Annotated in this window: 21 protein-coding genes; 8 read left to right on the top strand and 13 right to left on the bottom strand. The window is 55.6% G+C overall.

All coding sequences use genetic code 11. The features are described from left to right. The first annotated feature begins 7 nt into the window (after positions 1 to 7). Together FIV00_RS22425 and FIV00_RS22420 are read left to right on the top strand one after the other, a co-directional pair. Positions 8 to 1,369 (top strand): TRAP transporter large permease, encoded by a 1,362-nt coding sequence (locus FIV00_RS22425; RefSeq protein WP_152502840.1) that lies wholly within the window; start codon positions 8 to 10, stop codon positions 1,367 to 1,369. A 31-nt stretch (positions 1,370 to 1,400) separates the two neighbouring features. Continuing rightward, a complete protein-coding gene (locus FIV00_RS22420) occupies positions 1,401 to 2,174 on the top strand; it encodes an IclR family transcriptional regulator (protein ID WP_152502839.1) in 774 nt (257 codons plus the stop codon). Positions 2,175 to 2,264: 90 nt separating this feature from the next. On the opposite strand, the gene FIV00_RS22415 is transcribed toward FIV00_RS22420, so the two are convergent. After that, on the bottom strand, positions 2,265 to 2,891 hold the full coding sequence (locus tag FIV00_RS22415) for an HAD-IA family hydrolase (protein ID WP_152502838.1): 627 nt from the start codon (positions 2,889 to 2,891) through the stop codon (positions 2,265 to 2,267). A 368-nt stretch (positions 2,892 to 3,259) separates the two neighbouring features. Between FIV00_RS22415 and glp the strand changes: the two genes are divergently transcribed. Further along, a complete protein-coding gene (gene glp, locus FIV00_RS22410; protein ID WP_152502837.1) occupies positions 3,260 to 4,519 on the top strand; it encodes a gephyrin-like molybdotransferase Glp in 1,260 nt (419 codons plus the stop codon). A 108-nt stretch (positions 4,520 to 4,627) separates the two neighbouring features. Here glp and FIV00_RS22405 read toward each other — a convergent pair whose 3' ends face one another. Further along, complete coding sequence (locus FIV00_RS22405; RefSeq protein WP_152502836.1) at positions 4,628 to 5,125, bottom strand: plastocyanin/azurin family copper-binding protein; 498 nt, start codon at positions 5,123 to 5,125, stop codon at positions 4,628 to 4,630. Positions 5,126 to 5,259: 134 nt separating this feature from the next. Next, on the bottom strand, positions 5,260 to 6,039 hold the full coding sequence (locus FIV00_RS22400) for a Crp/Fnr family transcriptional regulator (RefSeq protein ID WP_152502835.1): 780 nt from the start codon (positions 6,037 to 6,039) through the stop codon (positions 5,260 to 5,262). A gap of 280 nt (positions 6,040 to 6,319) precedes the next feature. Here FIV00_RS22400 and FIV00_RS22395 point away from each other — a divergent pair, with 280 nt between their 5' ends. The 5 genes from FIV00_RS22395 to FIV00_RS22375 all read left to right on the top strand — a co-directional run bounded on the left by FIV00_RS22395 (position 6,320) and on the right by FIV00_RS22375 (position 14,328). Then, a complete protein-coding gene (locus tag FIV00_RS22395) occupies positions 6,320 to 7,393 on the top strand; it encodes a cytochrome-c peroxidase (protein ID WP_152502834.1) in 1,074 nt (357 codons plus the stop codon). A 12-nt stretch (positions 7,394 to 7,405) separates the two neighbouring features. Continuing rightward, a complete protein-coding gene (locus tag FIV00_RS22390; protein ID WP_209006666.1) occupies positions 7,406 to 8,548 on the top strand; it encodes a cytochrome-c peroxidase in 1,143 nt (380 codons plus the stop codon). An 11-nt stretch (positions 8,549 to 8,559) separates the two neighbouring features. Further along, positions 8,560 to 9,156 carry an arsenate reductase (azurin) small subunit gene (locus FIV00_RS22385; RefSeq protein ID WP_152502833.1) on the top strand — a complete coding sequence of 199 codons (597 nt, stop codon included), beginning with the start codon at positions 8,560 to 8,562 and terminating at the stop codon, positions 9,154 to 9,156. An 11-nt stretch (positions 9,157 to 9,167) separates the two neighbouring features. Further along, positions 9,168 to 11,843, top strand: a complete 2,676-nt coding sequence (locus tag FIV00_RS22380; RefSeq protein WP_152502832.1) for an arsenate reductase (azurin) large subunit — start codon at positions 9,168 to 9,170, stop codon at positions 11,841 to 11,843. Positions 11,844 to 11,937: 94 nt separating this feature from the next. After that, complete coding sequence (locus FIV00_RS22375) at positions 11,938 to 14,328, top strand: HEAT repeat domain-containing protein (RefSeq protein ID WP_152502831.1); 2,391 nt, start codon at positions 11,938 to 11,940, stop codon at positions 14,326 to 14,328. A 70-nt stretch (positions 14,329 to 14,398) separates the two neighbouring features. On the opposite strand, the gene mog is transcribed toward FIV00_RS22375, so the two are convergent. From mog to urtA, 10 genes are all read right to left on the bottom strand, one after another. Beyond that, positions 14,399 to 14,920 (bottom strand): molybdopterin adenylyltransferase, encoded by a 522-nt coding sequence (gene mog / locus FIV00_RS22370; protein WP_152502830.1) that lies wholly within the window; start codon positions 14,918 to 14,920, stop codon positions 14,399 to 14,401. 4 nt (positions 14,921 to 14,924) lie between these two features. Further along, complete coding sequence (moaA, locus tag FIV00_RS22365; RefSeq protein WP_152502829.1) at positions 14,925 to 15,941, bottom strand: GTP 3',8-cyclase MoaA; 1,017 nt, start codon at positions 15,939 to 15,941, stop codon at positions 14,925 to 14,927. After that, a complete protein-coding gene (locus FIV00_RS22360) occupies positions 15,934 to 16,479 on the bottom strand; it encodes a DUF2478 domain-containing protein (protein ID WP_152502828.1) in 546 nt (181 codons plus the stop codon). Before FIV00_RS22360 ends, moaA begins: the two co-directional genes overlap by 8 nt. 124 nt (positions 16,480 to 16,603) lie before the next feature. Next, on the bottom strand, positions 16,604 to 16,978 hold the full coding sequence (locus tag FIV00_RS22355) for a zinc ribbon domain-containing protein (protein WP_152502827.1): 375 nt from the start codon (positions 16,976 to 16,978) through the stop codon (positions 16,604 to 16,606). Between the two features lie 10 nt (positions 16,979 to 16,988). Continuing rightward, a complete protein-coding gene (gene fmdA / locus FIV00_RS22350) occupies positions 16,989 to 18,218 on the bottom strand; it encodes a formamidase (RefSeq protein WP_152502826.1) in 1,230 nt (409 codons plus the stop codon). Positions 18,219 to 18,268: 50 nt separating this feature from the next. After that, entirely contained in the window at positions 18,269 to 18,958 is a 690-nt protein-coding gene (urtE, locus tag FIV00_RS22345; RefSeq protein WP_152502825.1) for an urea ABC transporter ATP-binding subunit UrtE, read from the bottom strand. A 9-nt stretch (positions 18,959 to 18,967) separates the two neighbouring features. Continuing rightward, positions 18,968 to 19,723, bottom strand: coding sequence for an urea ABC transporter ATP-binding protein UrtD (gene urtD / locus FIV00_RS22340; protein ID WP_152502824.1), 756 nt, complete (start codon positions 19,721 to 19,723; stop codon positions 18,968 to 18,970). A gap of 9 nt (positions 19,724 to 19,732) precedes the next feature. Further along, positions 19,733 to 20,896 carry an urea ABC transporter permease subunit UrtC gene (gene urtC / locus FIV00_RS22335; RefSeq protein ID WP_152502823.1) on the bottom strand — a complete coding sequence of 388 codons (1,164 nt, stop codon included), beginning with the start codon at positions 20,894 to 20,896 and terminating at the stop codon, positions 19,733 to 19,735. A gap of 10 nt (positions 20,897 to 20,906) precedes the next feature. Next, on the bottom strand, positions 20,907 to 21,833 hold the full coding sequence (urtB, locus tag FIV00_RS22330; protein WP_152502822.1) for an urea ABC transporter permease subunit UrtB: 927 nt from the start codon (positions 21,831 to 21,833) through the stop codon (positions 20,907 to 20,909). A gap of 168 nt (positions 21,834 to 22,001) precedes the next feature. Then, positions 22,002 to 23,171: an urea ABC transporter substrate-binding protein gene (gene urtA / locus FIV00_RS22325; RefSeq protein WP_247649434.1), complete on the bottom strand. Its 1,170-nt coding sequence runs from the start codon at positions 23,169 to 23,171 to the stop codon at positions 22,002 to 22,004. Between the last annotated feature and the right edge of the window lie 237 nt (positions 23,172 to 23,408).

Genomic DNA, 23,408 nt, shown 5'->3' with positions numbered 1-23,408 from the left:
TCAAGACATGACTGACGGTACCTGGACCACTCTCATCTCAATCGGCGTCACAGTCTTGTTCATGCTCGGCGTGCCGGTGTTTCTCGTTATCGGATACTGGGTGATCGGCATGAGCTTTGTGCTGGGCCTTCCCCTTATCAACACAGGTGCGGCGCTTGCTGACGTATTTACTGACGGTTTCGCGCTTCTTGCCATGCCGCTCTTTATTCTGACTGGTGACCTGATCAACCGATCGGGGATTGCCAAACGCCTGTCGGACTTTGCTTATGCCTGCCTTGGCTGGCTGCGCGGCGGTCTCGCGATGGCCAGTCTTGGAGCGTGCGGATTGTTTGCCGCCATATCGGGTTCCAACTCAGCGACAACGGCAACAATCGGATCGATGCTGCATCCGGAAATGGTCAAGGGCGGCTACGACGAGCGCTTTTCAGCGGCGACGGCCGCCGCCGGTGGAACGGTGGGGATCATTATCCCGCCGTCGATCATCTTCATCGTCTATGGATTCCTTTTGAACCTGCCGATTTCCGAGTTGTTCCTCGCTGGAATTGTCCCCGGTGCCATGATGGTCGGCGCCATGATGCTGGTCGCATTTGTCATTTGCAGCAGAAATGCCTGGGGTCATCTCATTCAGCTGGATTTCATCAGGGTGTTCAAGACAGCAACCGGTGCGTGGCTGGGCTTCTTTGCCATCGGTCTCGTGCTCTGGGGCATTTACACCGGCAAGTTCTCACCGACAGAAGCTGCGGGCGTTACTGTCGGATTCTGCGTTCTGGTCGGTTTCATAAGTTTGCCGCTGTTCAAGTTGCTGGGCTCACCATCTGAAGAGCGCAGCTACAAAGAACGGAACATCGGAGAATACCTGGTCGTCAAAGGTTTCGGCCCGCTGGAGCTGCCACGCATCACGATGCGTTCTGCGCAGATCGCCGGTATTCTCGCACCGCTGATCGCTGTGTCTGTGGTGATGCAGCAAATACTGTCCGTGCTTGGTGCACAGCAGATCATCGGCGATTTCGTGACGGGCATGGGGGGCTACTACGCCGTTCTGTTCACATCGATGATGATTGTTTTCGTCGCAGGAATGGTGCTTGAAAGTTTGCCCGTGACGATCATCCTTGCGCCAATCCTTGCTCCGGCAGCCCATTCGGTCGGTGTCGATCCACTGCAATTCGGCGTCATCTTCCTCGTTGGTGCGTCAATTGGCTTCGTCACCCCGCCATACGGACTTAACCTCTATGTCGCATCGGGCGTAACGGGCGTTCCCTATTTCCGTCTTCTGAGGTACACGGTGCCATATCTGATCTCGCTCCTGGTGGTCTGGTTTATTGTCGCTTTGGTCCCGACCCTCTCGACAATCCTGGTTCCAACCGGTTAAAGCGGAGGCAGGACAGGGGGAAGGGGACTGCATGGTGGACGAAAACGGCAGGGAAAATGCAATTCCAACCAATCTGCGTTTGCTGTTCGTTCTCGAAGAATTGGCCGAAACAGGCGTTCCGGTCACCCCCACCGAGCTGAATTCCAAACTCGGGTTGCCCAAGCCGACCATCCACCGGCTGTTCACGACGCTGGAAAGTGAAGGGTTCATCCAACGGGAGATTGACGGAAAGGGTTACTCGCCCGGTCTTCGTTTGCGGAAGATGTCGGCCGGTATCCTGTCGTCGTTGCGCATTCGTACGGCGCGTCTGGCAATCCTGGCAAAGCTCGCAGAAGAGATCGGCGAGACCTGCAACATCGCTATTCCTGACCGCGATGCCATGATTTATCTGGACCGCGTAGAGACCAAGTGGCCTTTGCGCATACAGCTGCCGGTCGGCACACGAGTACCGTTTTACTGTACCGCTAGCGGCAAGATGTATCTGAGCAGTCTTGATCGCAGGCATCTCAGGAACTATTCGGCTTCAACAAAACTGGACGCCATGACCGAGACAACGATCTCGGATCCTCAGGTGCTGATCGAAGAGGTTGCGAAAGTTCGCGAGCGCGGCTTTTCAACCGACAACGGCGAGTTCATGGAAGGCATGATTGCTGTTGCCGTGCCAATCATCGAAGCCAACGGCCGGTTGGTTTCAACCCTGTCTTTTCACGCCCCGGAACAAAGATTGCCGCTCGATGACGCGATCAATCATGTCGACAAATTGAAATCAGCCGCGGCTCAGCTCTCCAGCCTTCTTGCCGATTGAGATCCATTCTCAGTTTTATCATTCAATGTTGAAGTCCGGTTTTGTGTCAAAAACGTGAAGTATCCTATCTAGTACCGAAGCACTCTTGGGTCAGTTCAATCGGAACTCGATGGCTTCGAAATCTGAAATCAACGGACACGCGGGTCTTGTGTCGGTTGGACTTGCAAAGCCGATCGCAATCACATCACTTCCAGCGTTCAGTCCAGCCTGAATTCCCGCAGGAGCGTCTTCAAAGACAAGGCACTGGTCGGCGGTCGTACCAAGTCTTGTCGCAGCAAGGTGGTATCCTGACGGGTCCGGCTTGCCGTGTTCGATATCTTCCGCACACACGAGAACTTCGGGTATGGGCAGACCAGCAGCCGACAACCTTCTGATAGCGAGATCGCGGCCTGCAGACGTAACGACTGCCCAACGGGTCGACGGCAAACGGCTCAAGAGTTCGGCTGCACCCGGAACGGGCACGATACCGCAGACATCGGCGGTTTCCTCCGCCTCAATTTTTGCCGCTTCCACCTCACAATCAGTACCGGCTTTCGCGAAGTCCCGCAGTGTATCGATGGTCCTTCGGCCATGTGAAACTGCGAGCAGGGCATCGGGATCGACGCCGTTGGCAACAGCCCATTCCGTCAAAATCCGCTCGATTACCACACGCGAATCCACCAGCGTTCCGTCCATGTCGAACAAGACAGCCGAATAAGCTCGATCTAGCTTCATCATTTTTGGGGAATGTTCCTTCTGCAATAAGTTTTAAAATTTTGCCCAAACAACGGCTCGGCATGAAATCGCGTTGCGACGCTATCATATGTTCCGTCCCAGGAAGCCTTGAAAGTGAGACGCCTCCTGCCGGAAGGTGCATGGATTCTGATTGCACCGATGGCGCCTGGTAGAGCGAGACGCGCACATCAGATGAGATGGCACTCATGCCTTGCTCAAGTCGGCGAACCTATTGCTCAGCTGTCGATTGTGGAATGGGCATCGTTTCAAAGAAACGGCCTTTGACGCTCGTCAAAGTAAAACAGGTGGGTCTGAGTTAGCTTGTCAGGATCTTGAAAAACCAAGCAGTTATTCAGCCCGGAACCAAGTCCATGGAAAGCAAAGCCAAGTTTGATTGTTGTGACAACGCCCAGGAAAAACGGCTTTCGAGCGTCAATGACACCGTGTCACGGGCTGTCAGCCTTTGCAGCAAGATCACCGAGTTTGAAGACGTTCCATTGCCGGACGCCGCCGGCAGGGTCAACTTTGGTGAAACGGTCTCGCTTTTCTCCTTGCCAATTCATGATCATTCGGCGGTTGACGGATATGCGCTGGGTGGAAGCGGGGAAAAAGCGTTCAAGATTGTCGGGCGAATGATTGCCGGAGACTGCCCGAAAGGCCGGATTGCCCCGGACGAAGCTGTCCGCATCATGACCGGCGCTCCAACGCCAAACGGAACCCAATCTGTGGTGATGCAGGAACACGCGAACGTTGCGGATGGGCATGTTGTGCCTAACTTCGACGTGCCCGAAGGCGACAACATTCGCCGAACAGGCGAAGACGTTCAAGTGAACCAGTCTCTTGTCCGCAGCGGCACACGCCTCGATGCGCGCCATACTGCGTTGATGACGGCAAGCGGCTATCAGACGGCATGTGTTGTCAGGAAAATTCGCGTGGCCGTGCTGTCGACAGGCAACGAGCTGCGCGATACGGGCGTTGGAATGGGCCCCGGCCATATTTTCGATACCAACCGGCCGATGCTGCGCACACTGCTAAATTCGAACGCCGTGGAGACAACCGATCTGGGCATCATCAAGGATGACCTCGGCGCGATTGCGGAGACGCTCAAAGAGGCAGCACGAGATCACGATCTCATAATTACATCGGGCGGAGTGTCGGTCGGTGAGGAAGATCATTTGAAATCTGCCGTGGTTGCCGCCGGAGGCAGCATAGAAGGCTGGCGTATGGCAATTAAGCCCGGTAAGCCGATTGCGCTCGGAAAAATCGGCAAGGCGGTATACCTCGGTTTGCCGGGAAATCCGCTTGCCTGTTTTGTTGATTTTCTGTTGGTCGGCAGGCCGGTTCTTGAAGCCCTGGCCGGTGCTGTGCAACGTGCGCCATTGATCCTGAACGCCAGAGCTGCCTTTAGTTGGCAAAGAAGGCCAGGTCGGCAGGAATTCTTCCCCTGCAATATAGTCGGAACGCCACAGGAAGGTTTTCCGCTTCTTGAAAAGACGGGCAGGGCCGGCTCTGCTCGCCTCATGCCTCTGATCGAGGCAGACGGCCTGGGGGCGGTTCCTGCTAGCTGTTCAAGCATAGAACCCGGATCTGAGCTGCAGTTTTATCCGTTCAGAGCCGACATGGGTCTCTAAAGATAGCAGCCGGCCCTTGAAGGATCTCAGGGCCGGCTGTTTTTTCAAACTGCCCCAAAGCCTACCCGGAATATTGCAGCTGAAACGCAGAAACGCGAGTGAAGCGGGCTAACGCGGGAACTTTGCGTCCAGTTTTGCAAGCAGCTCCTGGAGCTTTTCGTCGTAACGACCTGAGAGTTTCCTGGTCCAGCTTTCCGGCGGATTTTTCCAACTATCTGGGTCTCCGACAGCCAGCAGCATGACCATGCCATAGCGGCCATGAACCTTGCAGGTCAGGACATAAAGTCCAGGCACGTCCATTGTCATGGTTTCGGTTGCGGTATTGGCAACGGAAATCTTTTCAACTCCGTCGGGTATCAGTCCCTTGACGCTTACAACAGTGTGCTGGCCCCTGGAATTATTGAATGTGACCCGTTCTCCCGTCTTCAGTGCAACGAAATTCGGCTCAAACCGAAACATGTCCAGCACCCGGTCGGCCAACGGGTCGCTGATTTGATCGATCTTCGTGTTGGAAGTTGTGTCTTCGGCATAGGCGGGTGACGTCGCAAGGACAAGGGCAGCCATAACGGAGGCTACCGCAGCATGTTTAGAGAATGCGCTTGGCATGGTTGAGTTCACTCCAGGTTGACCTGGCTACCTGTCAAGAAGTGGCGTTCACGACGCTTGTTGACCGCGATGGCTTGGCGGATTGAAAGTGTGGACAGAAGAACAGCCCAGTTGGGTGCATTGAGTGAGCGCTGCTAAGCGCCACGTTTTCTGGGACGTCCCCCGTTGGCAATCAGACGCAATCGGCGAACGTCCTCAATGGTGACCAGATCGGCTTCGGGAAGGCTGATAACCCCTTCATTCGTCAGCGTGGTAAATCCTCTGCTGACGGTTTCTGGTTGAAGTCCGAGATAGTCGGCGATGTCGCGGCGCCCGAACGGAATGGTGATCGAATTGAATTGATGTCCGCTTCGCGGCAGCATCCGGCTTTTGAGCTCAAAAATGAACGCGGCAATGCGTTCGATCGGCGTCTTCTTGGCAAGATCATTGCTGTGGTCGAGAAGGCGGAAAAGAAAGTTGTTTGTCTGATCGATAAAATGGTCTCTGGCCGTATCGGAACGACTGAGAAGTTTCTCGAAAACCGGGTATTCCATCAACTGGACCGCGCTGGGTGTCAGTGCCGTTATCGTGCCATCGAACTGGCGTTGCAGTGTCGCGAGATTGATGTAGTCACCAGGCAGGAAAAGGCCAGTGATCGTTCTTCGGCCGTCGCTGAGGTGGGCAACGATTGCGACCGCGCCGGTCAGGATGCCGATAACGGGTGAATTTGGTAGTGTCTCGGGGTCTAATTCCTGTCCGGTCGCAAGCGCATATTTATGCGCACCTTTCGGGAGATCTATTCCGAAAGTCGTTCGAAGAGCGGCGCAAATACAGTTTTGGGAATGAAAACCGCAGCTGTGTTCCAGACTGCACAGATTGCCGGCATCTTGATCTTCAGTATAGCTCTCCGCCGACAGTCCGTTCATTGTTCTCATATCAGGCCCCTACTGTTGGAGGGACTATATGGTCTGTCTTCGAATACATAATTGAGCAATATCAATCGTCACAATTGTTTGATAAATATATATTTTCGAATGTTTGAATATTAAATTTACTTCAAATCTCTACGTATGATTACTCAAAAAAACAGACGATTGATTGCAATCAGTGCTGATGATTTTCACAAGTGAATACTCGCCGTGATGGGGGAGTTGAGCGGTCGCCGAATTCAGTGGTGATCGCGTTCTAATACTCCTCTCCACTACGGAGGGTCCTATGCGCCTTACTGCAAGTATTGCAGCTCTGCTATTAGCCACCACGGCCGCCTGGTCCGCAGATCAGGGTCCGGTTACGCCGATGGAGGTCAATCCCGAGCTGGCCGAACTCGGCAAGCGTCTTTTCTACGACACGCGCCTGTCCGGCGACACCAATCTTTCCTGTTCATCTTGCCATCAACCGGATCTCGCCTTCACCGACGGCGAAGCCCTTTCAACGGCCTATAGCGGCTCGGAAGGTTTTCGGAACACGCCCACGCTTGCCAATGTTGGCCAGCGCGCGGCCTGGATGCACGATGGCCGGCTCGGCACGAACCTGAATGATGTATCCCGTGAAATGATCACGGAAGATTACATCATGAACATGGACATGCGGATGATGCAGGAGCGTCTGAAGCAGGATCCTGTCTATGTCGAAATGTTCAAGGCTGCCGGCAAGGGCGAACCTTCAAACGGCGGCGCGCGATCTGCGCTTCAGGAGTTCCTGAAGTCGATCGCCTCTTCTGGCTCCCCGTTCGATACCGGTGAAATGAGCGAAGCCGCGAAACGCGGTTACGTGAACTTCAAGGGCAAGGCTGGCTGTACGGCCTGTCATTCCGGTGACCGTTTCACCGACGACCAGCCGCACAACATCGGGGTTCCCGACAATCCGGACATTTGGTCCGACCCGCTGCGGCACCAGACATACGTCGCCTATGCGAAATTCATGGGTGTCGAAAACTACATGAACGTGCGCACGGATCTCGGAGCCTACATTCGCGATCACAAGGAAAGTTCGAAACGAACCTTCATGACCCCGACCTTGCGCGAGCTGACCTACACCGCGCCGTACATGCACAATGGCACGCTGGCAACGCTGGAAGACGTGGTCGAATTCTACAACCAGGGCGGTGGAGATGATCCGAACAAGGATTCTCGTCTGAAGCCGCTTGAACTGACCCGGGGCGAAAAGGCTGACCTGGTTGAATTTCTGAAGGCGCTTTCCGGCGATAGCTACAACCAACCCGCCTATGTCTGGGAACAGGATGACTATGCATTTGAAGTCGTTCCCGACTGGAAAAACGCGACCAACTGAGGAGACAGGATCATGTCAAAAGCCATGAAGAAAACCGTCTCCGCATGGGCTCTCGCAGGTGCATCAGTGCTTGCAATCGCCACCGGAGCAATTGCCGCCGATCGGCCGGCAGACCTTGCGCCGCTGGGTGATCCGCCCATTCCGGCAGACAACCCGCAAACACCTGAGAAGATCGAACTCGGCAAGATGCTGTTTTTCGATCCGCGTCTTTCCGGTAACAGCGCAATGCCATGCTCGGCATGCCACCTGCCCGATGCCGGGTGGGACTTCCCCGACAAGATCTCGCTTGGATATCCAGGCACGGTTCACTGGCGGAACTCCCAGACAATCATCAACTCGGCCTATTACGGCAACCTCTTCTGGGCAGGATCCTCCAAGTCGCTGGAGGCACAGGCTAAATCGGCAGCCAAAGGGGCAGTCGCCGGGAATGGCGAAGATGACATGCTCGAAGCTCGCCTGGCTTTCGTGCCGGAATATCGTGAACGGTTCAAGGACGTCTTTGGAACCGAATATCCGCGCCTGAGCCACGCCTGGATGGCAATTGCCGCATTTGAGCGCACACTTGTTCAAACAGACACGCCATTCGACAACTATATGCGCGGCGATGATGCGGCTCTGGACGATGCTCAAAAGCGGGGTCTGGAACTGTTCACCGGCAAGGCAGGCTGTTCCCAGTGTCACAATGGAGCATTGCTGAGCAACCAGAAATACTACAACCTCGGCGTTCCGGCCTATGATGGCTGGGAAACTGACGAGCTTGCCCAGATCACCTTCCGCTATGAGCTTTATGCGAAGGGATCGACGGAAGAAATGTACCGGACCTTCAAGGACGATCCGGGTGTCTACTTCCGTGCGAAGGACAAGAACCATCTCGGCAAGTTCCGCGTCCCGTCGCTGCGCTACACAAAGTACACAGCACCATACATGCACAACGGCATGATCGAAACGCTGGAAGACGTCATCGAGTTCTACAACCAGGGTGGCGGTGAAAACGAGTTCGCTGAAACCAAGAGTGAGCTCATCAAACCTCTCGGCCTCAATGACGACGAAAAAGCCGATCTGCTGGCCTTCCTGGAAAGCCTTTCCGGTGAACGTATCGTGATGGAGGAGCCAGAGCTTCCCGAATACGACGTCCTTCCGGCGGCTTCGAACTAAGGAGACGGATTATGACGAAACATCAAAAACCGATCGATCCGGCCCTGATCGAAGCCATAAACGGCCCGAAGGACGTTGCCAAGACAGGCAAGCGGTGCCTCATGAACAGACGTCAGTTTCTTCTGACGTCGGGCATCACCACGTTCACGGTCATGGTCGCTCTGAAGGCAGGCCCTTCGTCTGCAAAGGTTCCGGCGGTGGTTTCGACCTACGAACGCAAGCTGATCGGCAAGCTCTCGGAGCTGAAAGAGGATGAGCCTCTCGACTTCACCTATCCGGATGATGGTGCCTATTCGGAATCCATGCTGGTCAAGCTCGGCCGTGAAGCCGGCGGCGGGATCGGTCCCAACAAGGATGTGGTTGCCTTCAACTACACCTGTACTCACCAGGGCGGACCGCTTCAAGGCACTTACAAATCCGAGGACAAGGTGCTGGGGCCGTGCCCGTTGCACCTGACCACATTCGATCTGACGCGCCACGGTATTTTCATTTCCGGACAAGCTTACCAGAGCCTGCCTCAGGTGCTGCTCGAGCTGGATGGAGATGACATCTATGCCGTTGGAATGTTCGGCCTGATCTATGGCCGTTACGACAATCTCAAGGGCTGAGGAGACCGATAATGTCCACACCCTACTATATCCCAGAGACGAATATTCCGCTGCCTCCGGTGGATGCGGATGTGATCTCGACCGCTTGCGACTACTGCATTGTCGCCTGCGGTTACAAGATCTATCGCTGGCCGGTCAAGGGCGGCAAGGTTGGCGGTGAGAAGGCCGAGGAAAACGCTTTCGGCGTCGACTTCCCGGTCGATCCGCTCGGCCCCTGGGTTGCACCCAACCAGTACAATGTCGTGCTGCATGATGGCGAACCACATCACGTCATCATCATTCCCGACAAGGATACCGAGCACGTCAATCTTCTCGGCAACTCATCCATTCGCGGCGGGGCTCTGGCGCAGAAGGTCTACAATCCGCAGACCCCGACCCGTGACCGGTTGAAGTCTCCGATGATCCGCATGTTCGGCGTCCTGATGCCGGTAACTTGGGACTTCGCGATGGAAATCGCGGCGGAAGTCGGCAAACATGTGATCAAGACACACGGTGAAAATGCCTACTGCGTCAAGACATTCTCGTATGGTTATATGGAAAACACATATGCCATCACGAAATACGCCCTGAACAGTGTCAGCACCGCCAATTTCACCTTCCACGACACGCCGTCCGACGTGACGTCCACACCCGGCTTCCGGGATGCGGGCTTCGATAACTTCGGACCATCTTACGAAGACTGGAGAGACGCCGAAACGCTGCTTGTTTGCGGCACCGACCCTTATGAAACCAAGACCATCCTGTTTACGGACTGGATGATGCCGGGCATTCAGAATGGTCAAAAAGCGATCTTCATGGTTCCCCGCAAGACCGGCGGTATTGCCTACGCCGAAAAGAACGGCGGCATGTGGCTCGACATTCAGCCGGGCACAGACTTGCTGGTGGTCAACGCCATCGCCCGCGTCATCGTGGAAAATGGCTGGGAAGACAGCGACTGGATCCAGAAATGGGTCAACAACAAATGGGAAAGCTCGTCAGGCTTCGGTCAGGGCACCCGCAACACGCCGTGGCAGTGGCGCACCACTTGGGGCAAGTTCCAGACCGCCGGTTTTGAAGACTGGAAAGAATGGCTCCTGTCCCAGGACGAGTTCGCTCCGGAAACGGCTGCCGAGATCGCCCAGATCGACGTTGAGAAGATCTACACCGCTGCAGAATGGATGGCGAAACCGAAGGAAGACGGATCACGTCCGAAGACATCGGTCATGATCGAAAAGGGCTTCTACTGGTCGAACAACACCGGCAACACCCAGGCCATCTCCGCTCTCGGCATCATCGTCGGGGCCGGTGGACGTCCCGGGCAGGTGATTGGCCGGGCTGGTGGTCACCAGCGTGGTGGTCTACGTGGCGGCAAATACCCGCGTAACAAATCGCCTGAAAAACTGCCTGGCCGCCGCCGCCGTGCGATGGATACGGACCGGTATCTGATGTCCGGCCACACGCGCTTTGCGCACGTGATCGGCAACACCTGGATACAGTCCATGTGCGGATCGCAGTCTCTTGCGGCGAAGTTCAACGAGCTGACTGTGCAAAATCCGCATCAGATCCGTTCGTTCGACAAGCAGGAGATCATCGATACGCTGAAGCGGCGCGTTGACAGTGGTGGCATGGTCGTCGTCAACCAGGATATCTATCTGGTGGATCCGATCGGCGCACGCTATGCCGACATCGTTTTCCCGGCTGCCGGTTGGGGTGAAGATACCTTCACCCGCGCTAATGGCGAGCGCCGTATTCGGCTCTATCCGAAGTTCTACGATGCACCGGGTGAAGCCAAGCCGGATTGGTGGATCATTGCCAAACTGGCAACCGCGATGGGTTACAAAGGCTTTGATTGGAAGAACTCCAACGAAGTGCTTGAAGAAGGTGCCCGTTTCTCACGAGGAAGCCGCAAGGATTTCTTTAACGTCAAGGTTGTCGCACAACGTGAAGGCAAAACCCTGCACGAGAAACTGGCGGAGTTTGGCACCAACGGCATCCAGGGACCGGTCCTTCTGCAGGACGACGGCACGCTGGTCGGTACCAAGCGTCTGCATGACACTGAACGCAAGTTGCCAGCCGACGGACCGTCCGGAGCAAACCGCCTCGGCAAGAAACTGACCCATTTCAACTCGCAGACCGGCAAATGCAACATCCAGAAGTCACCTTGGAGCCTGTTCTCCGACTACTGGGCATGGCTGAAGCCGAAAGACGATGAGTTGTGGGTCACGTCTGGTCGTATCAACGAGCGCTGGCAGTCCGGTTACGACGATCGCCGTCGTCCGTACATCGTTCAACGCTGGCCCGAAAACTGGGTGGAAATCCATCCCGATGACGCGGCGGCCAGAGGCATCGAGAACGGCGATTATGTCATGCTCTATTCTGACCGGATTCCGGTTCAGAAAGACACGATCATCGGTGTGGAAGGCGATGACTTCCAGTTCGAAAAACTGATGGAGCATGGTCACATCGAGTTGACGGAAGCTGCGATCACAGCTGTCGCCATCGTGACACCAGCCGTGAAGAAGGGGCTCCTTTACATGGACTTCCTGCACACGGCTCAACCAGCCAACGCCTTGTCCGGGCGTGTGGTCGACTGGATCAGCGGTAACTACAACTACAAGATGGGCGTCGGCCGGATCCGTAAGATCGGCACATCGCCCTACAAAACAAGCTACCGTTCAATGTCCTTCGCACGCCGTGACATCGCCTAAGGGCGTTGCGAGAGACTGATCAAGATCAAGGCGGGGACGAGAGTTCCCGCCTTATTGTTTTTCCAAGCATTTTAACGACAAAGGTTCTTCTGAAATGGCCCAGCCTAAACCTTCGATTCCCTTGAAGCCTGAGGCGTTGGCACTTGGTAGCGATCTTGAAAACACCATGCTTCAAATCGTGCAATCAGGTTCGCCCGCAGAGCAGTGTCTGGCCATAAAGGCAGCTGGTCAGTGGGGGCTCCCGTCAGCGCGCAATGTGCTGCTGGAGGCAACTCGGAATGACGACCCCGATGTGCGGGGCGACGCGCTGCAAACGCTGGTAAAGCTTGGTGAGAAGGGATTGGGAGAGACCTTCCTCTGGAGCCTTCGGAACGATCCCGTAAGCGAATCCAAGATTGCGGCACTGAGCGGACTTCAAGCGGAAGACCGCGAGCTTGCGGCACCGCTTTTGCGCAAGCTATCGGTTGAAAGTTTCGACGACGAAATTGCCTGGGAAGATGAAAACGCCGACTGGGATGACTGGCTCGACGTTCAAAAGGAAGCGATCCGGACGATCGGCCGCCTGGGGATCGAGGAAGCACTCGATGATCTGATGACGGCGGCAAAGGATGAATTTGGCCAAGAGCTCTGGCGCGAGGTCTTTGAGGCTTATGCCGGTCTTGGTCGCCCCGGGTTCCTCGCGCTTCTCGATGCCGGGCAGAGCGCGTCGGAACGTCAGCGCTCCCGGGCTGCCCGTGCCCTTGGCACCTCCTCTGACCCCCATGCCTTGAAGGCCTTGGGTGGATTGTGTCAGGACAAGAGTGTCGATGTGCGTTTGGCCGCGCTCGAAACCATGTTGGAGCGCGGAGCCCCCTTGTCTGACGCTCAGTTGATCGAAGACCCGTCTCCGCTCATTCGATCCATGACAGCGGCAAAGTCGCCCACAATATCGGTCGATGACCTGGTCAATCTGGTTGTGCATGATGACGACAGAACCGTCAGGCTGGCCGCGATCCGTCGTCTGAGCGAACGCAACTTGAAATCAACCCAACTTGGCAAACTTGTCGATCTCACCGGTGCGAAACTGCGTGGTGAAAGAGAAGACTTTGTATCCGCCCTGGTTGACGTTCTGGGCCGCAGCAAAAGCGAAGAGGCGTTTCAAGCACTTCAGGAAATCAAGACGCATAACCCAAAACCGGAAGTTCAACGGTCTGTATTGTCGGCACTCGCTTATTTCCAAAAGCCTGAGGTCCTTGAGTATCTGGCTGAAGGGATAACTTCAAAGAGCCAAATGGTGCGACTTTCCGCGCTTGCGTCAGTGTCGGCCTTGTCCGATGGCGACGGCGAGGTTGCCGATAACGCTGCCGCTATTCTGCTTTTGGCTGCACAAGGCGATCTGGTGTCTGAGGAAATGGACACCGAGAATGAAGAAAAGCAAGGTGGAGAAGAGGAGCAGAAGCAGTTTGGCGCGCGCGCACGCGATGATGACGGCGGTACGAAAAACCGTATCGTGTTGGACCGGGATGGAAACATTATTCCTCAGGACGAGACGGATGAGCCGGTCAAACTGAGCGACTATCGCAAACCGGAACCCAAGAATGATGACGCTGAAGACGCCGACCAAACCCAAGCGCAAAGTGTTGTCCTTGATAGGGGTGAAGGCGAACAATCTGAGGAGACGGCTGAAATTGTCGCATTCCCTCAAAGCACGCTGGCAGCAATCCTGCAAGGTGATGTCGAACAAGCTGAATTTGCGGAAGAGAAGATCGACTTGTCCGACGAGGACCTGAAGTTTCTGGAACTCGCGCAATCCACATTGAAAAAGAAGCGTGTTCGGCCCGACGTTGCATCAAATGCGGCCCAGGAAATCCGTAGAATTGCCGTCAGGCTGATTGGCGAGCAAAAACTGACCGTATTCACACCGGTCTTGCTGGCGGCGATGGAGTCCCGGGACGACGAATTGCGCGTTGCTGCCTTGACGGCGCTTGCGACACGAAGCGGCAACGGCGTAACCCTGTCTCAGGCGGATTGGTCGTTTCTTGTGAACTTGCCACCAGATAATTATGCACCGTCAAGGGCAGCCTTTCTCGATCTCTTGTCCTTCGCACCAGACGCCGTTGCGGCTCCGCGCTTTGAGGCAGCTCTCAGCGGCAACGACCCGGCCGATCAGGCGGCTGCACTAAATGCTTGCATGACATTGCAGACTCTTCCGACGCAAATTGGTGAATTGCTTCGATCTGATGATCGAACGACACGGCGCGCAGCCCTGAAAGGGATGTGTGCATCCGCCGATGGGGACGCTGCCGATGCTCTGTTCGAGGCTGCATTCAAAGAAAGTGGCGCGCTCTGGTCAGAGCTCTCGGCCGCTATCGGAAAACGAGGGGTTTGTGATCTGACCACCAGCATCATGACCAAGCTGCAAGACGCCTGCGCAGTCAGTGGAGCAGGCCGTATCATCGCGCTCGAAATTCTTGCTGATCTCGGCAAAACGGCCCGGGCCGAATAAACCTTCGATGCGAAACGCATGCGCCCGCGGACCAAAATGGACCGCGGGCGTTTTGACATGCGAGCCGGACCTATTTGCCAGGTCGGTGAGCCTTCAACACAGATGGATCGGTTTCGATGTAACCTGCACCGATCAGGTCAAGGCAATAGGGGACTGCGGCAAAGACCGCCATCAGACAGACATCGATGCTTCCAGGTGAGCCAGGCAGATTGAGCAGAAAAGTCTTGCCGCGAATTCCGGCTGTTTGCCGGGAAAGGATAGCCGTTGGCACAAAGTCCAGACTGCGCCGGCGCATCAACTCACCAAACCCCGGCAGTTCTTTTGTGAAGACAGCTTGTGTTGCTTCCGGAGTAAGGTCCCGTGGAGCCGGACCGGTGCCACCGGTCGTCAGCACCATGTCGAATGCCTTGGCATCGCACAGGTCGATCAATGTGTCGCGAACGCTTTCAAAGCCATCCGGAATGATGATCCTTTCACATTCAAACGGTGTTGTGACGGTCTTTTCCAGCCATGCCTGAATAGCCGGTCCACCCCGATCTTCGTACTCGCCCTTTGAGGCGCGGTCCGACACCACGAGAATGGCAATACGCATCGGCTTATCCCCCAAGGGTCGACATGGAGCGAACGATTCCGCTAACCCCGGTGTCGTTGATTTGAAACGCATGTCCGCGTGGCTTGTCGAAGACCTTTTGTCGAATGAGCTGCGCCACTTTTTCGTTGCCGTTCGATTGACGCAAAGGCTCCCTGAGAGCCAGGCCGCCTTCATGCCCCATACAGGTATAAAGATCGCCGGTGCAGCTCAACCGGATGCGGTTGCAGTCAGCGCAAAAGTCGCAGGACATCGGCGTGATGAACCCCAGCTTGCCGCCGGTCTCCTTTAGCCGAACATATCTTGCGGGACCGCCGGTCGTCTCTGACAAGGGTTCGAGCGTCCATTCCGTTTCAAGTCGTCCGCGCAATTCCGCAAGAGAGAGGAAACTTCGACTGCGACACGCTGCAGCCCCGCCAAGTGGCATTTCCTCAATGAGGGTAAGATCCATATCCTTTTCATGGGCAAAACGGATCAAGTCATTGAGCTCGGTCTCAAAGACGCCTTTTTGGGCGACGGCATTCAGTTTGACTTTCAGGCCGGCCCGTTTTGCGGCCTCCAATCCTGCGAAGACGCGCTCGATTTTGCCCCAGCGCGTGATGGTTCTGTATCTATCGGCATTTAACGTGTCGAGAGAGACATTGACCCGGCGCACACCACAATCCACAAGCTCACCGGCGTAAGCTGCCAATAGTGATCCGTTCGTGGTCAGGGTGACTTCATCAAGTTCCCCTGTTTCCAGATGTTGGGACAGGTTCTTGAACAGGCTGGTCACATTCTTGCGGACAAGCGGTTCTCCTCCAGTCAGTCTGATTTTGCGCACGCCATGACCGATGAAGATCGTCGCAAGCCGATAAAGCTCTTCAAGCGACAACAGATCCTTGCGTGGAAGGAAAGTCATGTTCTCTGCCATGCAATAGGTGCATCGCAGGTCACATCGATCTGTTACAGACAGGCGCAGATACGTCGCGGTCCGGCCGAACTGATCGTTCAGCGTACCGCAAGCAGGATCAAGACTAACCATTGGCCGCCACCGCCGCGGGTTTGCCGGAAACCGTCAGGCACCAGGCCACGGTTACATCCAGGTCAGCTGGAAGATCGACAGCCAATTCGCCGGCAAAATTACGCCAGGCCTCCAGGTACGGCTCTCGAACCACGGTCAGAACCGGAATGGAGAGCTCCATGGCCTTGCCGATCAACTGTCGAAAGCCCTGGCCATCCTGTTCTCCTTTTCCGAATCGATTAAGGACAAGGAGGTCGGGTTTCAGGTCGATTTCAATCTGCAATCGAGCCGTGATATCGGCGAGACTGCGCGGATCGAGCCGGCAGCCCTGCGATCCTCGCCCCAGCGCCTGCGATATTTCGATCGTCTCGCCACTCGATATGAGTTCAAGCCCCATATCGGCGCAGCAGGTATCACCATATTCGGCGCGGCGTTGTACGACCCCGGATACACAAAGCCCCTCGGCCTGAAGCAGTTTGACAAGCGTTTCCAGGAGGCGATCTACGTTTTCGCCTCGGTTGGATCTGATTGCTCCGCAGAGCGGTGTGTCTTCAACCATCTGAATTGTCCAATGAGACTGTCAGCCCGTTGTCAAAAGCTGACGGATTGCGCTCAAGTTCAATTCAAGTTGTGAGCCGCTTCCAGCTGTGTTGCCATGACCTTAGTCAAAGTTGAGAAATGCTCTAGTGGCTGATCATCCAGGGCCTTTTTGAAGGAAACGTCTTGCTGCCGTCTGCCTTGTAAACAGCACTTGAACGAAAGCTGTTTTTGGAACTCGAACAGCAGGAACAACCAGCCGGGTGACGTTTCCTGCGCTCTTTGGCCCCATCTTCTCTATCCGACTTGGTCGAATGAACGGGGCTGTGGCGGGACGTTTCATTTCGTTGATGTGCTGTCCGATCGCTCGTTGAGAGAGTTGACATGTTCGGCGCTTGCAGGAAAGCGCGTGGCGCCTCCTGCTTGCAGACCGGACATTCGATTGGTTCTGAGTGAGCCGACATCGGTCGCAGCGCCGTTATCGGCCCACATTGTGCACAAAGGTAGTCATAAACCGGCATAGCATTCTCCTCAAAGGTCTGGAGCCAGCGGAATATCAACGGACCCGTCAATGAACTTCATTGGCCCTTCCGAGCCTGGCATCATGTCGAAGTCGAAAATGTCGGTTGGCAGCCACAATGTGGCGCAGGCATTTGGTATGTCGACTACGCCGGATATGTGCCCCTGAACGGGTGCTGTACCCAGAATGGCGTAGGCCTGAGCGCCCGAATATCCAAATTTCTTCATATATTCTATGGCGTTGAGGCAGGCCATCCGGTAGGCGATATGAACATCCAGATAGTGCTGGGTTCCTGCTTCATCGACTGAAATGCCTTCGAAGATCAGGTAGTCGTCGTAGCTTGGAGTGATCGGTGAAGGCTTGAAAATCGGGTTTTTGACACCGTATTTCGCTACACCGCCCTTGATCAGGTTGACGCGGATATGCAGCCAACCGGCCATCTCGATCGCGCCGCAGAAAGTGATCTCGCCATCACCTTGGCTGAAATGCAGATCGCCCATGGAAAGGCCTGCACCGTCGACATAAACCGGGAAATAGATTTTTGAACCACGTGACAGATCTTTGATGTCGCAATTGCCACCATGCTCGCGCGGCGGCACGGTGCGCGCGCCTTCTGCGGCAGCCTTTTCCTTTGCTTCGCCTTTCAACTGGCCCATGTGAGCCGACTGAGTGTTGGGAAGCGCTGCCAACGGCGGAACACGGTCGGGCTCCGTTTCGAATAGGGCCTTCTCACGCGAATTCCACATATCCAGCATTGAGCGATCGGGCAGACAGCCGATCAGTCCGGGATGAATAAGCCCAGCATAACTGACGCCCGGCACGTGCCTGGAGCGCGTGAACATACCTTCAATGTCCCAGATCGATTTTTGTGCCTCCGGGAAGTGTTCCGTCAGGAAACCGCCGCCGTTTTGCTTTGAGAAGAAGCCATTAAACCCCCAGAGCATTTCTTCCTTGGCGCCGATATCGAGAATATCGACGACGAGGAGGTCTCCCGGTTCTGCACCTTTGACGCCGATAGGGCCGGAAAGGTAGTGGACCTGTTCAAGTTCGACATCCCTGACATCGGCTGCATCATCGTCATTCTTGATTTGCCCACCAGTCCAGTCGTAGGTCTCGATCTTGAAATCGTCACCCGGTTCAACCCAGACCGCCATGGGGATGTCCGGGTGCCAGCGATTGTGTATTTTCTCGTTTGTATGCGGAGACTCACTCAAATCTACCGAAATCAGCGTATCAGCCATGGGGTTCTCCTCTTGGAAGTGCGCATGCGTTGGCGCGGTTGGAAACGGAGTTAGACGGAAAGGAATGCTGCGACCTTGTCTTCATCGACACTGTCGCGGGGTTCATCGTGGACGAGCCGGCCATTTTCCAGAACGAGCACGCGGTCGGCGACGTCCAATGCAAAGGAGAGCACCTGTTCGGAGACAACGATGGACAGGCCACGCTCATCGCGGATACGCCTCAACACCCTTGCCATTTCCCGGATAATGGAAGGCTGAATGCCTTCGGTCGGCTCGTCCAGCAGAAGCACTTTGGGATTTGTTGCAAGTGCCCGCGCGATAGCCAATTGTTGCTGTTGACCGCCGGAAAGGTTGCCTCCGCGGCGTCCGTTCATTTCAAGCAAAACCGGGAACAGCTCGTAGATGTCTCCTGGCACCTTGGATTGGCCGCTGATCGTCAACCCGGTTTCGATGTTCTCCTGCACCGTCATGGTTGGAAAGATCATCCGTCCCTGAGGTACATAGGCGATGCCGCTGGCCACTCTCTCGTAGCTTCTCATCGACGTGATATCGATGCCGTCAACGGCAGCCGCACCATCCTTGGTTGGAACGATACCCATCAGGGATTTCATCAGCGTGGTCTTGCCCATGCCGTTCCGTCCCATGATGGCAATGATTTCGCCCGGAGCCACCGTGAAATCGAGCCCATGCAGGACCTCGCTTTGGCCGTAGGCCACGTGGTAATGCGCTACATTCAGCATGTGAGCCTCCTAGTGACCGAGATAGACATCGATGACCTTGGGATCTGCCTGGACCTTGGCCATTGACCCTTCCGACAGGATCTTGCCCTGGTGCAGGACGGTGACGCGGTGGGCGATGTCTTCGACGAACTTCATGTCGTGTTCGACCACCATCACCGAGCGCCCTTTGGTGATTTCATTAAGAAGTTTTGCGGTCTGTTTGCGTTCCGAGACGCTCATGCCGGCAACCGGCTCATCCAGCATCAAGAGCTCCGGGTCCTGAATGAGCAGCATGCCGATTTCCAGCCACTGCTTCTGACCGTGGCTCAAAAGAGCGGCTTGCATGTCCAGAAGAGTATCCAGGAAGACCATCTCGGCGATTTCTCTGACGCGAGACCTGACTTCCTCGTCGCGCTGAAAGGTGAGAGCGCCAAAGACGGTCCGGCCACGTGGAAAAGAGAGCTCCAGGTTCTCAAAGACCGTAAGATCTTCATAAATGGACGGGTTCTGAAATTTTCTGCCGACACCCTCCCGCACGATCTCGTGCTCTCGCATGGCTGTCAGTTCCTTGTTGCGAAACTTGATCGACCCGTCGGTTGCCTTGGTTCTTCCGCAGATGAGATCCAGAACCGTTGTCTTGCCGGCACCATTTGGGCCGATGATGACGTGGATTTCGTTCTCGTCGATGTAAAGATTGAGATCGTTGACCGCCTTGAAGCCGTCGAAGGACACGGTCAGGTTCTCGATGGCGAGCAGGAAATCCGTGTTGTTGTTGAGCGTGTTCATGACTGCGTCCTACTCCGCGGGTTTGGCTGTTGTGTCCGCACTGAAAGGTGCCACCGGCGTTGGCTCGTCCGGCTCAGTCTTTCGTCCCTTCGGAACGATGAAGCGGTCCACAAGCGGCGCGAGATAGCTGCGGTAGAGACCTGACAGTCCGTTGGGGAAGACCAGAACCACGGCGATGAACAGAGCTCCGAGGCCGAAGAGCCAGAGTTCGGGAAACGTCTCGGAGAATGTTGTCTTTGCCCAGTTGACGAGCAGCGTTCCGTAGACGGCTCCAAAGATCGACAGGCGCCCACCAACCGCGCAAAAGATGACCATCTCGATGGAAGGGACGATGCCGACGAAAGACGGCGACATGAACCCGACCTGCAGGGTGAACATCGCGCCCCCAATCGCGGACAGGACGGCTGCGAAGCAGAAGACGAAGATCTTGATATTGGAAACGTCGTAGCCGGAGAACCGGACCCTGTCTTCCTGGTCCCTGACTGCAACCAAAAGCCTGCCGAGCTTGCTCTTCAGAACGATTTGGCTGAGCAGCAGAACCGCGATCAGAAGGCCGCCATTGACATAATAGAGGATGTATTTGGCTTCATCGGTCCGTATATCCCAGCCTTTGAGAGTGCGCAGGTCCGTGATGCCGTTGACGCCACCCGTATAGCCCTGTTGACCGATGATGAGGATGGTCAGGATTGCAGCGATTGCCTGGGTGATGATGGCAAAATAGACCCCGCCCACACGGCGCTTGAACATGGCTGTGCCAATGATGAAGGCAAACAGAGCCGGAACTGCGATGATCGCGACGATCGTGAAGGTGAGGCTGTTGAATGGTTGCCAGAACCAGGGTAGTGCCGTGATCTGGTTCCAGTCCATGAAATCGGGGATGCCCGGTGTCGACTGGATGGCGGTGGCCTCCGGTGTTGAGGCCTCCAGCTTCAGATACATGGCCATGCAGTACCCACCGAGGCCGAAGAAAACGCCTTGCCCGAGGCTCAGAATTCCACCCTTGCCCCAGCAAAGGACAAGGCCGATTGCGACAAATGCGTAGGTCAGATACTTGCCGAACAGGTTCAGTCTGAAGATGTCCATGGCGAGCGGCATGACAACGAACAGCACCGCTGCAATCACCAGGAGGCCGAGCATTTCCTGCCGGGACATGAAGGATTTCAAGCTGGTCATCGTTACCTCCTCAGCGGCGGATTTTCAGGGAGAAAAGACCTTGAGGGCGCAGCATCAAGATGCCGACAACCGTCAACAGGGTGAGCACCTTGGCCATTGAGCCGGACAGGAAGAATTCCATTGTCGATTGCGCCTGACTGATGGCGAAAGATGAGGCAATCGTGCCCAGAAGGCTGGCCGCGCCGCCAAATACGACGATCAGGAACGTGTCGACGATATAGAGCTGACCCGCGGTGGGTCCGGTTGAACCGATCATGGTGAAAGCGCTGCCTGCGATGCCGGCGATGCCGCAGCCAAGAGCAAAGGTGTGCCGATCGACTTTTTCGGTGTTGATACCGACTGCACCCGCCATCACACGGTTTTGCACCACGGCGCGCGTCTGCATGCCCATGCGGGACCTGAACAGGATGAAATAGACGCCGATCGCGATGAAGAAGGTGAGCACCATCACGAAGATCCCGTTGATCGGGATCTCGATGATGTCTGTCAACGGAACCGATCCGAGAAGCCAGTTCGGAAGGGTGACACCCACCTCTCGAGCACCGAAAATCGACCGGTATGCTTGCTGCAGGATCAGGCTGAGGCCCCATGTCGCCAGCAACGTATCGAGCGGCCGCTTATAGAGGTGTCTGATGAGAGACCATTCAACAAGCGCACCTAGCGACCCGGCGGCGACAAAGGCCAATATCATGGCAAAGAAGAAGTACACACCGAAGAGGGATGGCGCGTAAGCTTCGACAAAATTGGAGCACAGGTACGTCACGTAAGCGCCGAGGATCATGAACTCGCCATGAGCCATGTTGATGACGCCCATCTGGCCGAAAATGATGGCCAGGCCGAGGGCCATCAGGACAAAGACGGAAAACAGGATCAGTCCGGCAAAACCCTGCATGGCAAAGATTGACCCGAGTTCTGTCCAGGTATAGTCGGCGAACATTGCGCACGTCTCCATGCTTTGGGGCGGCGCAAATGCCGGTGCCCCTGCTGTGGGAATGGGTTAGGATGAGGTTGTTGAGGCGGCGCTGCGCAGGCTGCATCCACGCAGCGCCCCGGGTTGGCCCGTCTTTAGAACGGGCGTTTCCGTTCCTGGGGAACAGGCGTCGGCTTACTGGTAGCCTTCCGGGAACGGATCCGGTTCCATCAGGTCCGCGGTTTCGTAGATCATTTCGTACTGACCGTCGGTTTTGGCGAGACCAATTCTGGTCTTGGACCAAAGGTGATGGTTTTCATGCACGCGGACATATCCTTCCGGTGCGGTCGTCAGCTCAATACCAGGTGACGCGAGGCGAACCTTGTCGATATCGAAGCTGCCCGCCTTCTCAACGGCGGCTTTCCAGAGCCACGGGCCGAGATAGGCTGCTTGCGTCACATCGCCGATCACGATGTCGTCGCCCCATCTCTCCTTGAAAGCCTTGACGAATGCCTGGTTGTTTTCATTGTCGAGAGACTGGAAGTATTTCATCGCAGCGTAAGCGCCTTCGATGTTTTCTCCACCGATGCCACGAATTTCATCTTCGGTCACCGAAATGGTCAAAAGCAGAGGCTTCTCTTTTGTCATGTCGATGCCCGCAGCCTTGAGCTGCTTGTAGAAGGCGACATTTGAACCACCGACCACGATTGCGTAGATCACATCAGGCTTCTTCAACTTGATCTTGTTGATCACCGAATTGAATTGGGTGTGGCCGAGCGGATAGTACTCCTCGCCGACAACCTTGTGGCCCAGCTTTTCGATGTGTTTGCGTGCGATCTTGTTGGACGTGCGCGGCCAGATATAGTCCGAACCGAGCAGATAGAAGCTCTTGGCACCCTTTTCCTTGGCGACCCAATCAATCCCGGCAATGATCTGCTGAGTGGCTTCCTGGCCGGTGTAGATCACATTAGGTGACTGCTCCAAACCCTCGTAGAAGGTGGGGTAGTAGAGCATGCCGTTGTACTGTTCAAAGACCGGCAATACGGCCTTGCGGGATGCGGAGGTCCAGCATCCGAACACGGCGGCTACCTTGTCGTTGACCAGAAGTTTTTTCGCCTTTTCCGCAAAGGTTGGCCAATCGGAAGCGCCGTCTTCCTGAATATATTCGATCTTGCGTCCCAGAACGCCGCCCATGGCGTTGATTTGCTCGATTGCAAGCTTTTCCGCCTGTACCGAACCGGTTTCGGAAATTGCCATTGTCCCGGTAACGGAGTGCAGGATCCCGACTTTCACGGTGTCTTCAGTAACGGCAAGACCGGTCGTGTTGACATCTTGTGCGAATGACGGCGTCAAAGCACCGGTCATCGCGAGTGTTGCAGCCGACACTGTTCCGGCAAGAACTGCCCGGCGGGAGAGCCGGTTTTCAATCAGGTTTTTCAGGCGTCGCATCAGGTGACCCCTCCATGTTTGAGGTTGGAGCAGGGCACCACATGGCGCCACCGCATGGAGGGAAGGCTCGCTTGAATTTGTGCACTGCCGCAATGCGTCAGTTGCTGTGGGTCAATTGACTGATTCCAAGCGCAGAGAAATTATGAGATCGTT

The organism is Labrenzia sp. THAF82 (assembly GCF_009363435.1).
Taxonomy (GTDB): Bacteria; Pseudomonadota; Alphaproteobacteria; order Rhizobiales; family Stappiaceae; genus Roseibium; species Roseibium porphyridii.
Note: the sequence above shows the minus strand (reverse complement) of the source record. Positions and strands in the feature narration are given on the sequence as shown.